Here is a 21572-nt window from a genome sequence, read left to right as displayed (position 1 = left end):
TGGGGTGGCAAAGTCATTCTGGCAGAGAACGCATTGCATTTGCCCACATTGTCCGCCGCCCATGATGTCACGCTGATCAATACCGTTCCCTCTGCGATCGCACAGTTAGTGAGAATGGACGGCATACCTTCTTCTGTTCGCACTGTCAACCTGGCGGGTGAACCCCTTCCCAATAAACTTGTACAGCAGGTTTATGAGTACAACACAGTCCAACAGGTCTTCAACCTTTATGGCCCTTCCGAAGACACCACCTATTCCACATATACCTTAGTGAAAAAAGGGGGTAACGAGCCACCGTCCATCGGTCGGCCCATTGCCAACACGCAGGTCTATATTCTAGATGCTCAAAAACAGCTTGTCCCGATCGGCGTTCCCGGAGAGTTATACATTGGTGGCGCTGGTTTAGCACGGGGCTATCTCAACCGACCCGAACTAACTGCGGAACGCTTTATTCCCAATCCCTTTAGCAATGAATTAGGTTCTCGCCTCTATAAAACTGGCGATTTAGCCCGCTACCTACCCGACGGCAATATCGAATTTTTAGGTCGCATCGACCACCAAGTGAAAATTCGAGGGTTCCGCATCGAATTAGGGGAAATTGAGGCCGTATTGAGCCAACACCCAGATGTACAGGAGTCTCTAGTTATCAACCGCGAGGATGCCTCTGGGAACCAGCGTTTAGTCGCTTATATTATTTCCCACCTCAGACTAGAACGGGTGCCTTATCAAAGTCAGTGTCTGGCAGAATTTGGCGGAAGTTCTGCGGTGAAAGTTCGCACAGAAGACATTTCCATTGGTGGTGTTTGCATAGTCGGTGTACCGGATGTTTATCAACCTGGTCAACCCGTCCGTCTGTACCTGCATCTACCTGGTTTGAGTGAGGAGCAATGGTTGCAAGGTAGGCTCGTCTGGCGACAAGGACAGCAATGTGGGATTGAGTTTGCTCTCACCCATAGTCAGCAGATTCTCGTTCAACAAAGTATAGATTATCTTCTGGAAACTCAGGGTTTCTTGAAAGTTTTGCAACGCACAACAGTCGGGAGTTTACGCGACTTTTTGAAGCAGAAACTACCTGACTATATGGTTCCCTCCAGCTTTGTATTTTTAAATCATTTGCCGCTCACACCAAACGGCAAAGTAGACCGCAAAGCACTGCCAGCTCCTGATGCTATTAACCTACAGTTGGAAACAACTTATATCCCACCTCAAACTGAGATTGAACAATCTATCGCTACGGTTTGGCAACAGGTATTACACTTAGAAAAAGTAGGTGTAGATGATAATTTCTTCGATCTAGGCGGTCATTCATTATTGATGGCTCAGGCTCATAGTAAACTGTGCGAAGTGGTGGACAGAAATGTTTCAATCATGGAAATGTTTAAATATCCAACCATCAGCTCTTTGGCTAAGTATTTAAGTGAGGAGTCAGAGGAAAAATCCTCTGTTGGGCAAAGTCGCGATCGCGTCAATAAACAAAAAGAGGCAATCAATCGCCAAAAGCAAAAACAAGCGCTAAAGGGAAAGAACAAAAATGGATAAATCTGAAACTCCCGACTCTATAGAAAGTATCGCGATCGTCGGTATGGCCTACGGCTAGATTCACAGCGGTTAGAGTATACTAAACTTAGATCCTTGCAATATGGGAGTTTCATGGATGTCATCCCCTTTCCCCGGCATGAACCCCTATCTGGAATTGCCGGCTCTGTGGCACGAGTTTCACAACCGATTGATTGTGGCAATTTCTGATGCCCTTACCCCCTATCTGCGACCCAGGTATTATGTAGCAGTTGAAACTCGTACCTATCTGGATGACGACAATCCTGAATTGCTGGTAGGGATTCCCGATGCGATCGTGCTGACAGCTTCAAAAACCCCTGTAGCACAACCTACAGCAACCGCCACACAAACTCGCCCGAAACAAATCCGACTCCCCATGCCGGTTGAAGTCAAAGAGCGTTATTTAGAAGTACGGGAGGTGGGCACTCATCAGGTGATTACTGCGATCGAGGTGCTATCACCCAAAAATAAGCGCAAAGGCGAAGGGCGAACTGCTTATGAGAAGAAGCGGCTGCGAGTGTTGGGCAGTTTGTCTCACCTGGTTGAAATCGATTTACTCCGAGAAAATATACCCATGCCTATGATTGGGGTAGAGGAAACGAGCGATTATCGGATCGTGGTGAGTCGAGCCTCTAACCGTCCAATGGCAGATTTATATGAATTTCAACTAAGAGAAAAAATCCCTAGTTTCTCATTACCTCTCAAACCAGGCGAGCCAGAATTAACTGTCGATTTACAAGCTATTTTGCTGGGTGTTTACGATCGCGGTAGTTACCAATTCCGCATTGATTATCGCCAGCCCGTTCCCCCACCAAAACTATCGGCAGCGGATAGGCAGTGGGTGGATGCGCTACTCGCTACTGATGGCTCAGGCTCATAGTAAATTGCTGGAAGTAGTTGACAAAGATGTTTCAATCGTTGAAATGTTTAAATATCCAACCAAAAGCAAAAACAAGCGCTAAAGGGAAAGAATAAAAATGGATAACTCTGAAACTCCCGACTCTATAGAAGGTATCGCTATCATTGGCATGGCTGGTCGCTTTCCCGGTGCTAAAAATGTTGATGAGTTTTGGGAAAACCTCCGCGATGGTGTGGAATCTATTTCTTTCTTTTCTGAGAAAGACCTGAAATCTTCAGGCATTGATGAATCAGTAATACGCGATCCTCGCTATGTAAAAGCAAGAGCGGTATTAGAAGATATTGAGCTGTTTGATGCTTCATTCTTTGGGTTTAATCCTAGAGAAGCTGAAATCACAGATCCACAACATCGGTTTTTCTTGGAGTCGGCTTGGGAAGCTCTAGAAAGTGCTGGCTACAACTCGGAAACTTACGAAGGTTCGATCGGAGTTTACGCAGGTGCAGGAAGTTTCAATACTTATTTTTTGAATAACCTTTATCCTAATCATCACCTTAGAGAATCAGTTGGTGATTTCCAACTTGCGATCGCCAATGAGAAAGATTTCCTGTCAACTCGCGTTTCTTATAAATTAAACTTGAAGGGGCCGAGTGTTACTGTCCAAACAGCCTGTTCTACTTCATTGGTTGCTATTAGCATGGCTTGCCAAAGCTTGCTGAATTATCAATGCGATATGGCTTTGGCTGGTGGCGTTTCTATAGGCGTTAACCAAAAGACGGGATATTTTTATAAAGAGGGAATGATTCTTTCACCAGACGGACACTGTAGAGCCTTTGATGCTAAAGCACAGGGAACTGTGAGCGGTAGCGGTGTGGGAATTGTGGTTTTGAAAAGATTAGAGGATGCGATCGCAGATGGAGATTATATTCATGCGGTGATTAAAGGTTCTGCGCTCAATAATGATGGTGCTTTCAAAATTGGCTATACGGCTCCCAGTATAGATGGTCAGGCACAGGCGATCGCAGATGCTCTAGCACTAGCAGAAGTTCACCCTGAAACTATCAGTTATGTAGAAGCTCACGGAACGGGAACACCCCTGGGAGATCCGATCGAAATAGCCGCCTTGACGCAAGCTTTCTCAGCCGAAACTAAGAAAAAAGGCTTTTGTGCGATCGGTTCAGTAAAAACCAATATCGGACATTTGGATGCTGCTGCTGGTGTGACTGGCTTAATCAAAACTGTCCAAGCTCTTAAACACCAGTTAATACCACCTAGCTTGCATTTTGAACAGCCTAATCCTAAGATTGATTTTGCTAATAGTCCTTTTTATGTTAACACAAAACTTTCTGAATGGAAAGCAGATAAAACACCACGCCGTGCTGGAGTTAGTTCCTTTGGTATTGGGGGAACTAATGCTCATGTAGTTCTTGAAGAAGCGCCTAATTTAGAGCGGGGGAGCGAGGGAGCGGGGGAGCGAGGGAGAGAATATCAACTGTTAGTTATATCTGCAAAAACTAGCACTGCCTTAGATAAAGCCACCGCAAATTTGGCAGCATATTTAAAGCAAAATCCCGATGAAAACCTTGCTGATATTGCTTATACGCTGCAAGTTGGAAGAAGAGCTTTCAGTCATCGACGGATAGGGGTTTGTAATGAAATTGAAGCAGGCGTAATTGCTCTTGAAAATCTCGATCCAAAACAAGTTTTTACAGGCTTCCAAGAGGCTAAAAATAGACCTGTTGTATTCATGTTTTCGGGACAGGGTTCCCAGTACATTAATATGAGTTGGGAACTCTACAAAATTGAACCAATATTTCGCGAACAGATCGATCTCTGTTCCGAAATTCTTAAAGCTCATTTGGGAATCGATCTACGCCACGTACTTTATCCCAGCGAAATACAACTAGAAACAGCGACAAATCAACTCAAACAAACTGCGATTACCCAGCCAGCACTGTTTGTAATTGAGTATGCTTTAGCTAAATTATGGATGTCTTGGGAAGTGAATCCTAAAGCGATGATTGGTCATAGTATTGGTGAATATGTAGCAGCTTGTTTTGCTGGTGTTTTCTCCTTGGAAGATGGTTTATCCTTGGTGGCTGCAAGAGGTAAATTGATGCAACAAATGCCTGCGGGTTCGATGCTTGCGGTTCCACTTCCAGAACAGGAAATACAATCATTATTAGGTAATAAACTAGACTTAGCTGTAATTAATGGAACCTCTATGAGCGTGGTTTCAGGTATTACTGATGCTGTAGATGAACTGGAACAAAAACTAATTAAAAAAGGTGTTGAATGTCGGCGATTGTACACTTCTCATGCCTTCCATTCACGGATGATGGAGCCAATTTTAGCACCATTTATCGAACAGGTGAAAAAAGTTAAGCTGAAATCGCCGAAAATTCCCTACATCTCGAACCTTACTGGTAATTGGATTACACCGGAGGAGGCGACAAATCCCAGTTATTATGCTCAACATTTGCGCCAAACAGTCAGGTTTGCAGATGGCTTAAAACAGCTATTAAAAGACCCAAATCAAATATTGCTAGAAGTGGGGCCGGGACGAACATTAAACACGCTAGCAAAACAGCATCCAAATAAAGCATCTGAACAGATTGTGCTTTCTTCATTGCGCCATCCTCAAGACCAAAATTCAGATGTAGCTTTCTTACTTACTACTTTGGGTAAACTCTGGTTAGGAGGAGTACAAATAGATTGGTCAAAATTTTATGCTAATGAGCAACGTTATCGCATTCCTTTACCAACCTATCCATTTGAGCGCGAACGTTACTGGATTGAAGCACCAGGTATTGAGCAACCGATTAAAATTGCAACATCTTTACAGGATGAAAACTCCCAAAAAGTAGACTTAACAGCCCTCCATTCTCGACCCAGTTTACACAATGCCTATCTTGCTCCTAGAGATGAAACTGAGCAAGTTATTGTTAGTATCTGGCAAGAATTTCTCGGTATTGAAAAAGTAGGGATTCATGATGATTTTTTTGATTTAGGTGGAGACTCATTATTAGCAGTTCAACTAATTACTAAATTAAATGAAACTCTGCAAATATCCTTGTCTCCTCATAGCCTATTGCAATCACCAACTATTGCAGCTTTGGCTGAATTAATTAAAGACAATTCCGGTTTATCTGAGAGCGAAGGACGGCAACTCCAGCCAGATTCTGAGTCCTTGTTAGTAAAAATTAAGGGCGGTAGTTTTAAGCAACCTTTGTTCTTAGTGCATCCGGTAGGCGGCCATGTTTACATTTATCGAGATTTAGCGCGTTATTTAGATTCAGATCAACCTATTTTTGGCATACAAGCGCACGTTGCAGATGGGGAAAAAGAGTCTTTTTCTGTTGAGGAAATGGCGACTCGCTATATCGAAGCAGTGCGCTTTCAACAACCTGAAGGGCCCTATTTTTTGGGTGGTTCTTCCTTTGGAGGTACTGTTGCTTTTGAGATGGCGCAGCAACTCAATGCCCAAGGTGAAAAGATAGCTTTTCTAACTTTAATAGATACTCCTGGGCCGGGACAAATGCCAGTTTTAGCCACAGAAGATGATACAGCAATTTTGGTATACATACTCGGTGTTGGTTTCAATCTGTCTCTTTCTTTGGATGTCTTACAACAGCTTAAACCAGACGAGCAACTTCTCTACTTTTTAGAGCAGGTAAAGATTGCTAATAGGGTAGTTCCTCCAGATTTTGGATTAGCTCAGATTCGCGAGTTTATTCATCTGTTTAAAGTACACGCCCAAGCAATGAGAAATTATATCCCCCAAACTTATCCGGGTAGAATCATCTTTTTCCGTGCTAATGAACAAAATGAAGTTAATCCTAAAAATCCCGAATTACCTTGGATTGATGTTGCGACTGGAGGGGTAGAGGTTCGAGAAGTGCCGGGAAATCATATTACTATGAATTACCCTCCTCATGTTCAGGTTATGGTCGAACAACTTAGAGTATATCTTGATGAGGCAAGGCAGCTAATTTAGACGGAAAAGAAGAAGTTTTACGAAAATGACTAAGTATGTTTTTGGGCTGAATCCCATTCCAATTCACATTTCATGGCAATACAGGACTTACTCACTGCGACCAAAGAAACCGGGTTTTTTACCGAATCTGTGGGTAACAACGAAGTATTTTCGTAAAAACCCGGTTTCTGGATCTTGATGCGATATTCGAGAAATTAAAAGGAGTTGGAATTTGCCATGAATCAACAGCCAAGAATACCAGATTTAGAGACAAGACAGCGAAATGTTGCTAGGATAAAAGAAGCTTGTCACCAGCTTGATATTGTCAATTTAAAATTAGATGAAATTCTCGCAATGTTAGAAGCTGATAACCGCCGTCATAGTAATCATTGCTATTTTTTACTTTTGATAGCTTTCACTACCTCACTTATAGCTTTTTGGAGTTCTTTAAGTTCTCGAACTATGAGTTCATTTCCTTTATCTGAACTTAGATTTGGTCCCAATTGGCGGTCCATATCAACTTCAAAACTCTCTCGATATGTGCGGTGTGCAATATCAGAATAAGTCAATTCTATGAGGAAAGGGCGATGTATATACCCATCAGACAGTCTCATATAAACATCAAAAAATAAAGGAAATTGCTCTGAAATAATAGGAACCTGTAAAGAAAATCTTTCTTTTAAATCTGCACTAACAAAGATTGGTAGCGTATCAGCTTCAACAGAGACATTAATCGCAAAGGCAGCGTTTAAGGCAACAATACCAAGTTGAATAACTCTGCTATTTCCCGGCTTTCGGCGGAGAATGTAGCTAAGTAAGGGTTTTCTCAATCCCCGTCGGGCATGAATAGCTTCGACGATAAAGTGATTAGCTGGAAGAGTATGGGCTCCAGCTCTAATATAGTAACGGTTGTCCTTAGCCATGTGAGGACCTATTTCACTGTCACAAAAGCCAATTAGAAATACACCCTTTCCCGATTCAATGTTGAAACCGCAGCCGCTATCTTCAATACTGTGTACAACATAGGAAGATTTAGGATTCACTTGTGAAATTATTTGATCGATCCAATCTCTTCGTGACTGCCGACCCATGCTTAGAGAGATACCTCCATCAGGATTACCTTGCCCATCTACTCCTATAACCAACAATCCACCCCCACTATTCCAGAACGCCGAAGCAGCTTTGGAAATCTTATCCACAAGTCTTTCATTGCTAATTGCACTGCTCTTGTACTCGTGTCGGTCATCTTCTTCACAAGGAAGAAACACAGATAAATCTTTATCTTCGAGTTTAAGAATATCATCAGGCTTTGTAGGGTCAAACATAGTTTGAAGAGAAAATCAACAAATTCAAATGTAGCAGTTGGCAAAAAACTAGGTTTAGGAAATACCGCCCAGCTAGAGTACGGTTATCCAACCTGGGCAATTATTCACCCACTCACTAGAAAAAATGGAGAATTTAGTGTGGGGAAAGCGATCGCGCAGCGGTTGGTCAAGGCTAAATTATTATATTTCTTTACTTTTCGTCCTAATTTTGCGCGTAGTGTAGCTTTACCCGCTAATCTGTCACTCCGATCGCTTCTCTCTACTTTCTCCCCCACTCAAACTCACAGATCGGTCATAATTTAAGAATTATGAAGCCGACGATATGAACCAGGTAGATTATCTCCGCATAAGTCTGATCGATCGCTGCAACTTTCGCTGTCAATACTGTATGCCTGACAGCGCAGAGATTGACTATATTTTGCAGCAAGATTTGCTGACTCACCAGGAATTGCTGACTCTGCTGCGAGAGGTTTTCATTCCCGTAGGGTTTACCCGCTTTCGCTTAACTGGGGGGGAACCACTGCTGCATCCAGGGGCGGTAGAATTAGTAAGGGCGATCGCCAGTCAGCCGGAAACTAAAGACCTCTCAATGACCACCAATGGGTTTTTACTCTCCCAAAAAGCCCAACCCCTTTACGATGCTGGCTTGCGCCGGATCAACATCAGTTTGGATTCCTTGGAACCTGAGACTTTTGACAAGATTGTTGGCAGTCGGGGACGTAGCCGCTGGCTGCAAGTTTGGGAAGGGATTCAAACGGCCTATCGGGTAGGATTTAACCCTCTGAAATTGAATGTGGTAGTAATGCCGGGGGTGAATGACGGCGAAGTGCTCGACTTAGCTGCTTTAAGTATCGATCGCCAGTGGCACGTCCGGTTTATTGAGTTTATGCCCATCGGCAATAATCAGTTATTTGGCGATCGCGGTTGGATACCCTCAGCCGAATTACGGCAGCAAATTCGCGATCGTTGGGGCTTGACAGAATCGCAAGTTTGTGGTAACGGGCCTGCTGATGTATTTCAAATTCCCGGCGCGAAAGGGACATTAGGATTCATCAGTCAAATGTCAGAATGTTTTTGCGATCGCTGTAACCGAATGCGGCTTTCCGCCGACGGTTGGATTCGGCCATGTTTGCTGAACGAAAGCGGTCAAATTGACCTGAAAACAGCGCTACGGGAAGGTGTTTCAACTCTTGAACTGCGCGATCGCCTTAGCGAATTACTAGCCCTCAAGCCAGAGATCAACTTCAAAGAGCGGAACTCTGGCGCAACGGGCGCTTATACCAGAACGATGTCACAAATTGGAGGGTAAAGCAATTTTAGATTTTAGATTTTAGATTTTTAGACTGCTAGCGGGATAGAAAAACTTCCAACTCCCAGTCAAACCCAATCGAAAATCCAAAATCCAAAATCCAAAATCGTTAAGCTTGGCGAGAATAGTATTCAACCACCAGCAGCTCATTAACTTGGAGAGCGATCCACTCGCGTTCCACAGTACCATTGACCTTGCCAACAAGTTTTTGCTTGTCAAACTCAAGGTGGCTAGGCAAGTGAGCCAAACCTGGATACTTGAGATTAGCCTCTACCAGTTGGCGCGATCGCTCCGTATTTTTGACAGCAACCACATCTCCCGGCTTGCACTGAAAGCTAGCGATGTCCACCGTGCGATCGTTAACAGTCACATGGCCGTGATTCACCAGTTGCCGTGCAGCAGGAATAGTCGGAGCCATACCCATGCGGAAAACTGTATTATCCAAGCGCATTTCCAGCATTTGCAGCAGCACTTGGCCCGTAGAACCAGTTACTCGACGTGCTTTCCGCACGTAGCGCAGAAGTTGGCGCTCCGAAATCCCATAATTGAAACGGAGCTTTTGCTTTTCTTCCAGACGTACCGCATACTCTGAGCGCTTTTTGCGGTTTTGGCCGTGTTGGCCAGGAGGGTAAGCCCGTCTAGGTGACTTACGAGTCAGCCCTGGCAAATCTCCCAAGCGGCGGACTATTCTGAGGCGAGGGCCTCGATATCGAGACATTTAACTTCCTCTCTATATCTTTATGAAATTTTGCAAAGACTCTCTATTGTAGAATATTTTTGCACAAAACTCAACTATCTGTTTTTACCAGCAGCAATTCTCATTTTGAAACCTTTGCACTATACAACTTATGTCAAATCGACCTACACCAGAAATCGAACTGCTCCATGCGGCTTACGCAGCCTTCAACGCGCGAGACATTGACGCTGCCCTTGCCCTCATGACTCCCGACGTGGCTTGGCCCAAAGCGTTCAAAGGCGGTTTTGTCCGTGGGCCTGAAGAAGTTCGCGCTTACTGGACGGAGCAATGGAGCGAGATCGATCCGCACGTCGAGCCGGTTTCCTTTTACTCGGAGGAGAGCGGGCGCATTTTGGTCGATGTGCATCAGGTCGTGCGTGACTTGGCGGGAGCAGTTCTTGTCGATGAGCACGTAGGTCATCGATTCACCCTCGATCGCGGCTTGATTCAAGCCATGGAAGTCTGTCCACTTCCATCGTCCACCCCAGAGTCCTAACCAGTTCAAACTTCTCTGCCATAACAGCAATTCTGATTATGAAAAATCAACTGGAGTTGGGCGGCGTTACGTATTAAAGTCACGGGGTTTTCAACCGATTTCCTATAATCTTGGTGTGAGCCGAATTTTATCTACCTCTGCAAACAATAAACTCTATCTGCCATGCCATATTCTAAACTTTCCAGCTTTTCGAGCAAAATCTTCACTAGCATAGAACCCCGAAAAGCCCCGCGCTGGGTCTGTGTGGGAGCAACGACGCTAGCGGCTGCCAGCTTATTGAGTGCAGCGTTGCCAATGTCACCAGCCGAAGCGCTCAGTATTAATTGGGGATTCCTCAATCAGAACAAAAATTCCTATCGCATCTGCGCTCAAGAGATGGTAGCCGTCGGAGTTGTCCCGGAAGCAGCAGCAGCCGCTTGTGCCGCCGCCCTCCATCCTAGAGATGTATCCATGTGCGTTTCTCAAATTAATACCAAAACCAAAGTGGCCGCAATGGATGCACTATTTAACTGTAGGCGGGTGCGTCGTCCCAAGGAACTTGCAACTTGCGTGGTAGATATCAACTCAAAAGCTCAAGGAGCCCCCGTTGTCTCAGTCCTCGATCATTGTCGTCGTAGCTTATTGCCGGAGCGCTTTTCTCAATGTGTAGTTGGCTTGAGTAGTGAGCTCAAGTTTCCCACAGAGCAGTTATTGGCTACCTGCATTGACGCAAGATACCAAATTGGTCAGTTTGAGCCAAATGCAGTACCTCCTGTAACGGCTCCAGTTCAGCCTACGCCTTTACCCAGTCCGTAATACAGCTTGATCTTTTGCGATCATTGAGCAAACCGCCAGGGCGGTTAGGGGCTACGATGCTCCGATGCTCAGGGCTAGGGAAAGAAGGGGAAGAAGGGAATAGAATCAGCAAGTTTGGTGGAACTCAGAACTTCTTAACTGCCTTGGCGGTTGCTATAAATGTAAGTTGCTATAAATGTAAGGTGGGCGATCGCTCACCCTACAAATACAGGACTTTGGCACCAAACCAAAGAAACCGGGTTTTTTGATGAAAATACTTCGTTTTCACCTCAGATGCTCTCAAAAACCCGGTTTCTGGAGTCCTGAGCGTAAGTCCTGTCAAAAATGGGATGCTTCCTAGAAAACTGCGATCGCCACAAAGCAATTCCAACAGACTGCAACCATTACCCTAAATTCAGAGGGTCAACATCAATCGTTAAACTCACAGAACGAGGAGTGCGATCGCGCAACCTCGCTAATGGTAATTCTATTGAGGCATTCACTGGCAACTTGAGCAAAATATGCCAACGATAACGATTGGCTACTCGCATAATCGGCGCAGGCGCAGGCCCTAACAATTCATAGATATTTTCCTGCTCTCTCGAACTCAGGAACAAGGCTAAGCTAATAGCAGTTTGCTCAACTTCAGCTCCATTATACCCACTTAATCGCAATAAAATCAACCGCCCGCTAGGAGGATAATTTAATTCCAATCGCTCTTGCAATTCTGCCTCTAAAAATGACTCGGATTCGTGACGACGTACTGCTTGAATTACCGGATGTTCGGGGGTATAAGTCTGGATAATTACCCGTCCGGGATCGTCGCCTCGTCCCGCACGTCCTGCCACTTGAGTTAGAATTTGAAAGGCTCTTTCATTGGCTCGATAATCTGAGAAATGTAGCAAGCCGTCAGCAGAGACAACTCCTACTAAGGTGACTTGAGCTAAATCTAATCCTTTAGTAAGCATTTGAGTACCAAGTAAAATTTCAGCTTCTCCATTGGCAAATTTTGTTAACAGTATGCGGTGAGCATCTTTAGTTTGAGTAGTATCGCTGTCAAAGCGAATAACGCGCAATTCTGGAAATAATCTAGTTAATTCTTGCTCGACTCGCTGAGTGCCACTGCCAAAGTTTTTGAAGTAGGGAGAACCACATTCTGGACAGTTTCGAGGTTGTATTTCACTATGGTTACAGTAGTGACATCGCAATATTTGTGCTGCCCCTTCGCGGACGTTATGATAAGATAGAGAAACATCGCAATGAGGACATTCCATTACATAGCCACAACTTCGGCAGGAGACAAAAGTGCTGTGTCCTCTCCTATGAATAAATAGGATGCCTTGCTGTTGATTTTCTTGCAATTCTTGTAAAGCATTTTGAAGTGGCAAGCTGAAAATTGACCGATTGCCAACCCGCAATTCTTGCCGCATATCGGCTATTTCAATTGGCGGCATGGGGCGGGAGTAAATACGCTCTGGGAGTGAGAGGTAATGGGTAATTGGTAATGGGTAATTGGTAATGGGTAATTGGGGATTGGTAATTGGGGATTGGGAATTTTCTAGATTTGAAACCGATGATAAATAGTCTTTTATAGAACTTTTTTGCCTCCGCGTTTCTACCCATGTTTCTAGGGAAGGGGTAGCGGAACCTAAGATTAAGGGACAATTTTCTAATTCGGCACGCCATTTAGCAACAGTACGAGCATGATAGAGGGGTTCGCGTTCGTTTTGTTTGAAACTACTATCGTGTTCTTCATCTAAAATAATTAGACCAAGATGAGGTAAGGGAGCAAAGATAGCTGAACGAGTACCGATGACAATTTGAGGGATTCCTTGGGTCATATAACGCCAAGTATCGAAGCGTTCGCCTTCGGAAAGGGCGCTGTGATAAACGTAAACTTTGTCGCCAAATCTGGCACGGAATCTATCAGTTAGTTGGGGTGTTAAACCGATTTCTGGGACTAAAACTAGGACGGATTGACCGCATTCTAAAATGGGGGCGATCGCTTGTAAATAAACTTCAGTTTTGCCGGAACCCGTGACACCGTGTAGCAGCACTTGGCTAAATCCAGATAGATTATTAATGACTGCTAATGCTTCTATTTGGTAGGGTGTTAAAGCTTTAGGTAAATCTGGGGTTTGTTCTATGCCTTGATTTAATCGTAATTTTTCTTTTTCTTCTATTAAGATACAACTATTTTGCTCTAATCTTTTGAGGGTCTGCCTAGTTGTGTTGCAAATATTGAGAAAATCCGTTAGCCACATTTCACCGCCTTGATTCCAGAGTATTTGCAATACTTCTTGTTGCCGTTCGCTCAATTCAATTGATAAATAATTGCCAATCAACGTTACTGCTTGTTTCAGTTTGGGTTTTGGTGTTTTCGGAGGTTCTAGATAACTAATTGCCCAGTTTCTTTGCAATAAATCTTTTACTCCTCGGCTTGCTCCTTTAATTTGCTTATCGATATAATCCCAAGAGTAAGAATAATCATCAGATTTGGAAGATTGCAGCAATTGTAAAACTTGAAGGGCGGGTGGATTGAGGAAAATTTCGACATCGCTGGGTATAACGTCGGGAAGTAAACGGATGCGACGCTGCGATCGCCTTAGCAATCCAGGGGGCAATGATGCGCGAATGACTTGAATCAAATCTGTGCAATAATAAGTAGCAACTCGATTTAGCAATTCTCGATAAGTAGGCGATAAAAATCCCTTGCTAACTATATCTTCAACATTTTTAACCCGATTTGGTGGTAAATTAGAGGGGAGTTCGTAGAGGTCACGAATGGCGATCGCTCTCAAATGCTGATAGCCAAAGGGTACACTTAAAATATCTCCCGGCTCCACATCCAAATCTGGAGGGAGTCGATAGGTGTAAAGTTTATCTTCCTTTTGCTCTTCTGGGTTGTTTTCTGATACCTCGAAGGGCAAATCAACTAGCACTTCGATCCATCTTTCCCTCGCTGGAGGGCGATCGCGATCGCCGCTAATGCCATAAGATATCCCAGGCTCGGCGACAACAGGGGATAGACCAAAAGTAATAGTAGACATAGCGTTGCGTGTCCCAAACTAGAAGGAGCTACACTCGAAAGGTAGACTGCTCTTATTGTGCCTCACTCTATAATGTAGAAGGCAAGCACCATCAGTTAAAGGGTGGATTGAGGTACTCATCAATTAAATTGCCTCAAAAACCACTCAGAAGTAAACCCCACCGAAAGCGATCGCTAATATGGCAGAATTTGACTTAGGCAGTATTGCGGTGGCAGCAGAAACCTCATTTACTCAAATTCCAGAGCATGAGGATGCCGAAATTCACTATCCAATTACAACGCGAACCTCAGAATATAGCAAGGTTTCAGACGATTCTGTGGGGGCCTTATTTAAAGAAATGGCCCGCTATCCCCTCCTTAAACCCAGCGAAGAGGTGGAGTTAGCCCGCCGCATTCAAGAATTGGTAGCCCTAGAAGCATTGCAACAGAGTTTGCAGGAAAATTTGGGCAGAGTTCCCGATCGATCGGAAGTAGCAGCAGCAGCTTCTATGAGCGAAGCTCAACTGCAACAGCGCCTCCATTTAGGACGCGCAGCGAAACGCAAGATGATTAGCTCAAATTTGCGGTTAGTAGTGTCAATCGCCAAGCGCTATCTCAATCGCGGCGTTCCCTTTCTCGATTTAATTCAGGAAGGGGCTTTAGGTTTGAACCGCGCCACAGAAAAATTCGATCCCTCAAAGGGGTATAAATTTTCTACTTATGCCTACTGGTGGATTCGCCAAGGAATTACGCGCACAATTGCCAATCAAGGGCGCACGATTCGGTTGCCAGTTCATATTGTAGAACAGCTTAACAAGCTGAAAAGAGCTTATCGAGAATTGAAGCGATCGTTACAGCGTCACCCGACAGAAAAAGAACTCGCTGAAGCACTTTTAATTACTCCCGAACATTTGCGCGAACTCCAACAAGTGCGCCGCAAATCGCTTTCTCTCAACCACCGCATCGGAGTAGAAGAAAGCTCAGAATTAATGGATATTTTGGAAGATAGCGAAACGCAATCTCCTGAAGAGCAGATGAATGAAATGATGATGCGGCAGGATATTTTAGAGGTTTTGGACAGTATTTTAACAGAGCGGGAAAAAGATATTGTTGCTCTTCGTTACGGTTTGCTGACGGGAGAACCTCACACTTTAGAAGAAGTTAGTAGCATTTTCAACCTCTCGCGCGAAAGGGTGCGCCAGATTCAAAATAAAGCAATGCGAAAGCTGCGGCGGCCGCAAGTAGCGGAACGCTTAAAAGGATGGCTGCGTTAGGAATTAATAATTGAGAATTAAAACTGTCATTGCGAACAAAAATAAACAACATCATTGCGAGGTAGGGAAGCAATCTCAACGCCTCGCGATTGCTTCGCTGCGCTCCCAACGATCTGCTTATATTATGTTCTTGGCGAGATCTACTTACCTTGTCTTGGCGTAAGCCCTAAATTAGCAATTAGCAATTTTAGTAATTACTAATTACCAAGCGCATCTCCTTTAGCTGGTAAATGCTATATTTAATTTTAGTGTTAAATACCATTTATTACCTATGTCTTCTCAAGTAGTTTTGCGACCGGCGGTGCGGACTGATGTACCTGTACTTTTTGATTTGATTAAGGCGTTAGCGGAATACGAAAAGTTATCTCATATTGTTACTGGTGATGCTGCCACATTGGAAACTCATTTATTTGGTACTCCCACTTATGCTGAGGTGATTTTAGCAGATCTGGGGGGGAAAGTTGTGGGTTGGGCGCTATTTTTTCATAACTATTCTACATTTTTAACTAAGCCAGGAATCTATTTAGAAGATTTGTTTGTGTTGCCAGAATATCGAGGGCAAGGTATTGGTAAATCTTTAATTGCTTATTTGGCTAAATTGGTAGTTGAACGGGGTTGTGGACGTTTGGAGTGGAGTGTTTTGGATTGGAATGAGAATGCGATCGCATTTTACAAGGGTATTGGCGCGGATGTTTTACCGGATTGGCGAATTTGTCGGGTTACGGGAGAAAGTCTTCTAAGTTTGGCCTCACGGTAATTGTGAAAGGGGGGGACAGGTCAAATGATTGTATTATTGAGTTAAACAAGAGGAAATTAATTATGACTATTTGGGTAAATGAACAAATCGATCCGTCGGGTCTTCTTTATTCTTGTATTGCTTGCGTTGATGAGATTCAAGCAAAGGAGTGTCACGAGTCTTTTGAGAAGAATTTGACGGAGTTGCAAAAAACACAAGGTTGGACTGCTAGATTGCGGACTGTTAATTCTTGGGATGAAGTGCCGGTTAATTCTTTGAAGTTGGATTGAATTTAAGGTAAATATAGGGCCTGAAATTTTATTTATGGCCTGGCTATTTGAGGCTAATTGAACGGATAATCTCGTATTGTCCGTGCTTTTCTGTTTTTTGTGGGCTGTGGAATAATATTGTTTAATAATTGTGCGTAGTGCGTAATTCCTGTAGAAATGACCAATTACAATTACGAATTACCAATTACTTTTGATTTTCTGCATAAAACTCATTTTGACGAATAGTAATCGCGATTTGATTTGCCAATGTTTGCAAAGTCTCAAAGTCGGCAATTGTTAACCTCGGCCTTCTCAGAGTATCTTCAGTTTGATTACCGGCAAAAAGAATATGATTGGCTTCACTATTAACAGCAAAAGCAATCGCAATAAAATATTTCACCTGAAATTCTGATTCCCAGTCTGTATCATATTTATCTATACTTTTACCATTAAATAAAATTCCTTGTTTCTCCACAACTAATTTAGAAAATTCTGGATCGGCCATCTTTGTCATCAAATATTCCGAAGAATAGCCACAACTAGCGACGGGATAAAAATTCTCATATTCTTTCTTTTTAAAAAGAATAGCTCTATCAAATCCTATATTTTCAGCCAGAGACTTAACTGTAACTTCATAAATATTCCCCGCATCTTTTGCCTCAATGATTTGCTGAGATAACAATTGCATAAACTTAAAAGTTTTTTCCCGCTTCTTTGACTTCATCTGCAAATCCAGCAAAGAACCTTCTAATTTAATGATTTCTAACGTTAAATTCTCTATATCTTCCTTAAACGATACTTTTTCTTGCTTTAACCTTGCTATTTCCTCCTTCAACAGTTGATTTTCAGACATGATATCGGCTTGGTATTCGATCATTCTATCCCCACAAAAATTCCAGTATAGTTGTGAAAATGATTTTCTCCCATCACGGGAGCAATTTCCCCAAAACAAAAAAAGCCAATCAAATCTTTATCATTGCCCAAAACCTCGATCAGATTATTAACATCTGGTTCTGGTTCACCAAAAAGATAAGAGCCGCGCCCTGAACAGTTAAAATAAAAATAGGTAGCCTCTTCAGGATACTGCATAGCAGCGGTGACTTTATGAGCTATAGCCTCCGTCCCTTGTTTAACTTTAGCCTCATTACGCCTAGTCATCTGAAAAATTGAGCCAACGGGCATGGGGACTCCTAACTTAATGCTCCCTTGTTGTTTGTCAATACCGATAATTGCTCTGTTAATCATATCTCCATCATAACCTTTGCCCTCAAAAGATTGTCCTAACCCAATCAAATTAATGGCTTGCCCAAAATCTGACATTCGCTCTTCACCGACTAGAGAGTTTAGTAAGTCTAAGGCGGCTTCATTGTCAATTTCATAGATCGTATTATCTTGAGCTTTAGTCACAGTTTTCAAATTTCCCAGAGGTTTAGAACCGTGACTTACACCGATGGAATAGTTAAAATCTCCAGTTATCAAAACGCCAGCGACAGCATCAGTGAGAATCTCTTGATTGCAAAATTGATAAGTTTGGGAAAAATGATAATCATTGCCTGCGGTTCCGCCGACAAAATCAATATGATATCCCAGAATATTTTCTATCCCTTTAAAAAGACCATCGGAATTAATTGTCAAACCGTCTGGAAATAAGAAAAGCAGTTGTTTGTCGTCAGGTGAAAGACCAATTGCTTTGATTGCCTTCCCAATTTCTTTCCCTACTTGTTCGCAGTCAACTGATAAACCCGGAACAATAAAAGGATGGAAAAATACATTTTCTGAAAGCATTCCCATAAGTGCTAGAGAATGGGTCGCCTCGTCACAACCTAAGTTAGTAATACTCCCAAGTCCCGAACAGCCACAAAGAGAAATATTATTAGCAACTGACTCAATGCCTTGGAAGATTTTTCTCATGTCGTGTCCGACTGTGGCGAACAGAAATAGGAAATCTGGATGCTGGCCTAATTTTTTGATGATTTCTGCGATCGCATATTTTCCCGCCTTATAAGAATCATCTATTTTAGAGTAAGCAACCGCTCTTTTGATTGGCATAATCTTTCTTCCTAAACATTTACTGATTAAATCACCCTCAGAATTGAATAATCGAGGATTTATCCTAAACCATTTTTCCCTTTTCCCTCTTCCTTCTTCCTTCCTCTAGTAGGTAATCTGGTCAGATTGGTAAGCAGGAGGCTCTATATGAATCAAAATTCTAGCAGGGTTGAATCTTGCTTGCAAGCGCTCTTCCACTACTTCTGTAATTAAATGAGCATTCTCCACATCTTGGGCATCAACAACCAAGTGCATTTCAATAAATATTTGACGACCGATCGCACCGCGAGAAGCGATAGAGTGACAGTTGACAACACCTGGAACTTCCATAACGATCGCCTGAATAGTCTCCGGCGCTATTGCCATTTCATCCACCAGCAAAGGTAAATTTTCTCTGAAAACTTGCCAGCCGCTTTTAAATACCAATAGAGCTACCGGAAAAGCTAAAATCACATCCAGAGATTGCAATTGAGGTAGATTCCAAACCTCGCCTTGCCACACCCCAATCAACCCGCCCATCACCATAATAGTTACCCAAACATCACTCATGGTGTGTTGAGCATCAGCTATTAAAATTGCGCTGCCATTGCGTTGACCAACTTTACGCTCGTAGAAGGCAACAAAAATATTTATCCCTAGTACAATTAGCAACATCCACAGTTCTGCTGGAGATATTTTCGCAGGTTTGCCACCCGAAACCAGTCTTTCAAATGCAGTGCTGAAAATTTCAAAGCAGGCAATTACCAAAAAAGCCGCGATCGCCAGAGCCCCTACAGAATCGAATTTTTGGTGTCCATAAGGATGTTCGCGGTCTGGTTGCGGAGCCGCAAAATGATTCACCGCCAGCCCTAAAATATTGTTAGCACTGTCGGTCACGCTATGTAAAGCATCTGCCATTAAACTGAGGGAACCTGTCAGCCAACCCACCACAGCTTTGATGGTCAACACCACCAAATTCAGCACCAGGGTGATGATTAAAACCTTGCGGACTTCAGAACGGTTGTCAGCAGCCATAACATCTCCTTAGTTTACGATTAAGTCTTATGGCTTCTAGTTTAAAGGTAATAGTACTAAAAATAAGTTAAGAGTCTTAAGGTTTAAAGACTAAAGTTCTAGTTGAGTTGGTGGTTTCTCTGGAGCTTATTGAGAATATTTTTAATTGTTAGGGATGGTGGTGCAGAATTTTCGGAGAAAACTTTTGCAAAGTTGACTATATATTCTAGCATTAAATCAGTATGTTAAATTTCTTGACCTATGTCTCTTGCTCAACTGACGCTGAATTTAATCGAGGGTTCTGTCACTTTTAGCTTCACCCCTCAAGCTGCGCGAGAATTGGAAAGTGCGATCGCCACCTTAATGCAAAGTCTGAAAGCTGCTGCTGCTAGCAAACCATCGACTGGTGCGGGTAAAGCTGCACCCCAAAAGCCAATGGAATATCGCTATACAGGAGATGTCTTCCTTGAGATTTTCTGCAATCCCAATATTTGGCCGAGTCCCTTCGCTGCCAAAGTGCTGATTACACTGCGGGACGATCGCATCCGCATTACCACAGAAGCGGAACTCACCCGCCTGATAGAGGATTTAAACCAGTATCTAGAATCGTGAGTAATCTAAGTGGGCGATCGCGCCCCAACTCACTCGCCGATGAAACCCGATCGGCAATCCCAGTCCAATTAACACTCCCACCCCGATCGGATGACTTTAATTTTCTATTTCTGAGTATTATGGTTCTCAACGTAAGGTAGCGGATCTGTTAATCCCAATTCTTCAAAAGCGGCGACGCGCAAGCGGCAGGAATCGCAAAGGCCACAAGCAAGTTCACCACCAGCGTAACAAGACCAAGTTTTTTCCCAAGGTACGCCTAAATGATTGCCTAATTTAATTATTTCTGTCTTTTTTAGGTCAATCAATGGTGTTAAAATAGATATAGGATTGCCTTCTCTTCCCTGTTTTGTTCCTAAGCGAAATACTTCTTGCATGGCTTGGATATAATCGGGGCGGCAGTCTGGATAGCCGGAATAATCTAAGGCGTTAACGCCGATATAAATGCGATCGGCATTGAGAGTTTCCGCCCAAGCGAGGGCAAAACTTAGAAAAATTGTATTGCGAGCGGGGACGTAAGTGATCGGAATGCTCTCAGACATTTGAGCAAGGGTGCGATCGCGCGGAAAATCAATTTTATTATCCGTTAATGCTGAGCCACCCCACAGGCTAAGATCGAAGGATACGACTTGATGTTTGACAACGCCTGCGGAAAGTGCGATCGCCTTCGCTGACTCCAACTCCCGCAGATGTCGCTGCTGGTAGTCGAAGGAAATAGCATAACTTTCACATCCATCTGCTTGAGCTTGGTACAAAACTGTAGAAGAGTCCAGTCCTCCAGACAATAAAACTACTGCTTTCACTGCGAGCAACCTCAATAAAATAAGTTTCTATAGTATTGTAAAAACAACCTAGAAATTAACTTTAAGTTTTTTCTAATTGAAAACAATCTCCTAGCCCAAATACTTCAACTTACCCTCTTTCTTAAGATATTTTAAAGAATTATGGGAATATTGTGCATAAAACTTAGCACTTATTGTAAAAATACTTCATGTTTCCTAAGAAAGATTTTCGTTAAGCTATAAAGTGAGACAAAAAGAGGCTTGGAGGCTCAACTCGCATGACAGCTATTTATTCAAAAGTTGAATTAAGTAAACCGCGCTGGCAAACAATTGTTATTTTTACATTAGCTTTTTGGCTCAGCGGCAGCTTAATTTTGGATTTGGTAATTATGCCTAGTCTGTACGTTTCTGGTACGATCAATTCCTCTGGGTTTGCAACAGCAGGGAATGTCATGTTTTCGGCATTTAACCGCGTTGAGTTGCTTTGTGCAGCTTTGGGGATGACAGGTATTATGGTTTTGAGCAATTCGTCAACTGACTTCGGCAAAGGGAGTCGCACTGCAATTTTATTATCTTTTGTTCTTCTGGCGATCGCATTGCTCGATACTTACGCTTTGACTCCTCAGATGACTGCTTTAGGAGCCCATCTGAATTTGTTTGAACCTGTTGTAGAGGTTCCTTCGGAAATGAATCTGCTGCACCAAAGTTATTTTGGGTTGGAAGCAGTTAAGTTAGCCGCTGGTGCTATGCTGCTTAGCTGGTGCTATCGGCATCATGCTTAAATTGGTTAGAAGGGGCTAGGG

General features: G+C 43.2%; 19 protein-coding genes. 12 read left to right on the top strand and 7 right to left on the bottom strand.

The genetic code is table 11. The annotated features are described in order from the left end of the window. The 3 genes from PN499_RS16285 to PN499_RS16275 form a co-directional block, all read left to right on the top strand. Window positions 1-1539, top strand: a 1539-nt coding sequence (locus tag PN499_RS16285) for an AMP-binding protein (protein ID WP_272033115.1), incomplete at its 5' end; no start/stop codon positions are given. A gap of 115 nt (window positions 1540-1654) precedes the next feature. Then, on the top strand, window positions 1655-2437 hold the full coding sequence (locus PN499_RS16280; RefSeq protein WP_272033114.1) for a DUF4058 family protein: 783 nt from the start codon (window positions 1655-1657) through the stop codon (window positions 2435-2437). 97 nt (window positions 2438-2534) lie between these two features. Continuing rightward, window positions 2535-6410 carry a type I polyketide synthase gene (locus PN499_RS16275; protein ID WP_272033113.1) on the top strand — a complete coding sequence of 1292 codons (3876 nt, stop codon included), beginning with the start codon at window positions 2535-2537 and terminating at the stop codon, window positions 6408-6410. A 371-nt stretch (window positions 6411-6781) separates the two neighbouring features. On the opposite strand, the gene PN499_RS16270 is transcribed toward PN499_RS16275, so the two are convergent. Beyond that, on the bottom strand, window positions 6782-7714 hold the full coding sequence (locus PN499_RS16270) for an AlbA family DNA-binding domain-containing protein (RefSeq protein WP_272033112.1): 933 nt from the start codon (window positions 7712-7714) through the stop codon (window positions 6782-6784). Window positions 7715-7717: 3 nt separating this feature from the next. On the opposite strand from PN499_RS16270, the gene PN499_RS16265 reads away from it, so the two are divergent. Both PN499_RS16265 and moaA read left to right on the top strand, forming a co-directional pair. Beyond that, window positions 7718-8017 carry a hypothetical protein gene (locus PN499_RS16265; RefSeq protein WP_272033111.1) on the top strand — a complete coding sequence of 100 codons (300 nt, stop codon included), beginning with the start codon at window positions 7718-7720 and terminating at the stop codon, window positions 8015-8017. Window positions 8018-8036: 19 nt separating this feature from the next. Continuing rightward, window positions 8037-9023 carry a GTP 3',8-cyclase MoaA gene (gene moaA / locus PN499_RS16260; protein ID WP_272033110.1) on the top strand — a complete coding sequence of 329 codons (987 nt, stop codon included), beginning with the start codon at window positions 8037-8039 and terminating at the stop codon, window positions 9021-9023. Window positions 9024-9132: 109 nt separating this feature from the next. Here the strand turns inward: moaA and rpsD are convergent, their stop codons facing one another. Continuing rightward, window positions 9133-9741 carry a 30S ribosomal protein S4 gene (gene rpsD, locus PN499_RS16255; RefSeq protein ID WP_272033109.1) on the bottom strand — a complete coding sequence of 203 codons (609 nt, stop codon included), beginning with the start codon at window positions 9739-9741 and terminating at the stop codon, window positions 9133-9135. 130 nt (window positions 9742-9871) lie between these two features. Between rpsD and PN499_RS16250 the strand changes: the two genes are divergently transcribed. Further along, a complete protein-coding gene (locus PN499_RS16250) occupies window positions 9872-10255 on the top strand; it encodes a nuclear transport factor 2 family protein (protein WP_272033107.1) in 384 nt (127 codons plus the stop codon). 162 nt (window positions 10256-10417) lie between these two features. After that, window positions 10418-11050 (top strand): hypothetical protein, encoded by a 633-nt coding sequence (locus PN499_RS16245; protein WP_272033105.1) that lies wholly within the window; start codon window positions 10418-10420, stop codon window positions 11048-11050. 383 nt (window positions 11051-11433) lie between these two features. Here PN499_RS16245 and priA read toward each other — a convergent pair whose 3' ends face one another. Continuing rightward, window positions 11434-14079, bottom strand: a complete 2646-nt coding sequence (gene priA, locus PN499_RS16240; protein ID WP_272033103.1) for a primosomal protein N' — start codon at window positions 14077-14079, stop codon at window positions 11434-11436. 178 nt (window positions 14080-14257) lie between these two features. Here priA and PN499_RS16235 point away from each other — a divergent pair, with 178 nt between their 5' ends. The 3 genes from PN499_RS16235 to PN499_RS16225 all read left to right on the top strand — a co-directional run bounded on the left by PN499_RS16235 (window position 14258) and on the right by PN499_RS16225 (window position 16357). Next, a complete protein-coding gene (locus tag PN499_RS16235; RefSeq protein WP_272033101.1) occupies window positions 14258-15331 on the top strand; it encodes an RNA polymerase sigma factor, RpoD/SigA family in 1074 nt (357 codons plus the stop codon). Between the two features lie 271 nt (window positions 15332-15602). Beyond that, window positions 15603-16088, top strand: coding sequence for a GNAT family N-acetyltransferase (locus tag PN499_RS16230; protein WP_272033099.1), 486 nt, complete (start codon window positions 15603-15605; stop codon window positions 16086-16088). A gap of 62 nt (window positions 16089-16150) precedes the next feature. Next, complete coding sequence (locus PN499_RS16225; RefSeq protein ID WP_272033097.1) at window positions 16151-16357, top strand: glycogen debranching protein; 207 nt, start codon at window positions 16151-16153, stop codon at window positions 16355-16357. A 184-nt stretch (window positions 16358-16541) separates the two neighbouring features. Here PN499_RS16225 and PN499_RS16220 read toward each other — a convergent pair whose 3' ends face one another. From PN499_RS16220 to cdf31, 3 genes are all read right to left on the bottom strand, one after another. Beyond that, on the bottom strand, window positions 16542-17189 hold the full coding sequence (locus PN499_RS16220) for a GAF domain-containing protein (RefSeq protein ID WP_272033095.1): 648 nt from the start codon (window positions 17187-17189) through the stop codon (window positions 16542-16544). 20 nt (window positions 17190-17209) lie between these two features. Continuing rightward, on the bottom strand, window positions 17210-18385 hold the full coding sequence (locus PN499_RS16215; RefSeq protein WP_272033093.1) for an FIST signal transduction protein: 1176 nt from the start codon (window positions 18383-18385) through the stop codon (window positions 17210-17212). Between the two features lie 105 nt (window positions 18386-18490). Further along, a complete protein-coding gene (gene cdf31 / locus PN499_RS16210; protein ID WP_272033091.1) occupies window positions 18491-19399 on the bottom strand; it encodes a CDF family zinc efflux transporter Cdf31 in 909 nt (302 codons plus the stop codon). A gap of 240 nt (window positions 19400-19639) precedes the next feature. Here cdf31 and PN499_RS16205 point away from each other — a divergent pair, with 240 nt between their 5' ends. Then, entirely contained in the window at window positions 19640-19990 is a 351-nt protein-coding gene (locus PN499_RS16205; RefSeq protein ID WP_007355163.1) for a hypothetical protein, read from the top strand. A gap of 104 nt (window positions 19991-20094) precedes the next feature. On the opposite strand, the gene queC is transcribed toward PN499_RS16205, so the two are convergent. Then, window positions 20095-20790: a 7-cyano-7-deazaguanine synthase QueC gene (gene queC, locus PN499_RS16200; protein WP_272033089.1), complete on the bottom strand. Its 696-nt coding sequence runs from the start codon at window positions 20788-20790 to the stop codon at window positions 20095-20097. 257 nt (window positions 20791-21047) lie between these two features. Between queC and PN499_RS16195 the strand changes: the two genes are divergently transcribed. Next, complete coding sequence (locus PN499_RS16195) at window positions 21048-21551, top strand: DUF4149 domain-containing protein (protein WP_272033087.1); 504 nt, start codon at window positions 21048-21050, stop codon at window positions 21549-21551. Window positions 21552-21572 lie beyond the last annotated feature (21 nt).

The organism is Kamptonema animale CS-326 (assembly GCF_028330895.1).
Lineage (GTDB): Bacteria > Cyanobacteriota > Cyanobacteriia > Cyanobacteriales > Microcoleaceae > Kamptonema > Kamptonema formosum.
Note: the sequence above shows the minus strand (reverse complement) of the source record. Positions and strands in the feature narration are given on the sequence as shown.

Excerpts from the sequence above, each read along its gene's own strand:
- PN499_RS16280 (WP_272033114.1), top strand. The coding sequence starts at position 1,655 with ATGTCATCCCCTTTCCCCGGCATGAACCCCTATCTGGAATTGCCGGCT.
- PN499_RS16275 (WP_272033113.1), top strand. The coding sequence starts at position 2,535 with ATGGATAACTCTGAAACTCCCGACTCTATAGAAGGTATCGCTATCATT.
- PN499_RS16270 (WP_272033112.1), bottom strand. The coding sequence starts at position 7,714 with ATGTTTGACCCTACAAAGCCTGATGATATTCTTAAACTCGAAGATAAA.
- moaA (WP_272033110.1), top strand. The coding sequence starts at position 8,037 with ATGAACCAGGTAGATTATCTCCGCATAAGTCTGATCGATCGCTGCAAC.
- rpsD (WP_272033109.1), bottom strand. The coding sequence starts at position 9,741 with ATGTCTCGATATCGAGGCCCTCGCCTCAGAATAGTCCGCCGCTTGGGA.
- PN499_RS16250 (WP_272033107.1), top strand. The coding sequence starts at position 9,872 with ATGTCAAATCGACCTACACCAGAAATCGAACTGCTCCATGCGGCTTAC.
- PN499_RS16245 (WP_272033105.1), top strand. The coding sequence starts at position 10,418 with ATGCCATATTCTAAACTTTCCAGCTTTTCGAGCAAAATCTTCACTAGC.
- priA (WP_272033103.1), bottom strand. The coding sequence starts at position 14,079 with ATGTCTACTATTACTTTTGGTCTATCCCCTGTTGTCGCCGAGCCTGGG.
- PN499_RS16235 (WP_272033101.1), top strand. The coding sequence starts at position 14,258 with ATGGCAGAATTTGACTTAGGCAGTATTGCGGTGGCAGCAGAAACCTCA.
- PN499_RS16230 (WP_272033099.1), top strand. The coding sequence starts at position 15,603 with ATGTCTTCTCAAGTAGTTTTGCGACCGGCGGTGCGGACTGATGTACCT.
- PN499_RS16225 (WP_272033097.1), top strand. The coding sequence starts at position 16,151 with ATGACTATTTGGGTAAATGAACAAATCGATCCGTCGGGTCTTCTTTAT.
- PN499_RS16220 (WP_272033095.1), bottom strand. The coding sequence starts at position 17,189 with ATGTCTGAAAATCAACTGTTGAAGGAGGAAATAGCAAGGTTAAAGCAA.
- PN499_RS16215 (WP_272033093.1), bottom strand. The coding sequence starts at position 18,385 with ATGCCAATCAAAAGAGCGGTTGCTTACTCTAAAATAGATGATTCTTAT.
- cdf31 (WP_272033091.1), bottom strand. The coding sequence starts at position 19,399 with ATGGCTGCTGACAACCGTTCTGAAGTCCGCAAGGTTTTAATCATCACC.
- PN499_RS16205 (WP_007355163.1), top strand. The coding sequence starts at position 19,640 with ATGTCTCTTGCTCAACTGACGCTGAATTTAATCGAGGGTTCTGTCACT.
- PN499_RS16195 (WP_272033087.1), top strand. The coding sequence starts at position 21,048 with ATGACAGCTATTTATTCAAAAGTTGAATTAAGTAAACCGCGCTGGCAA.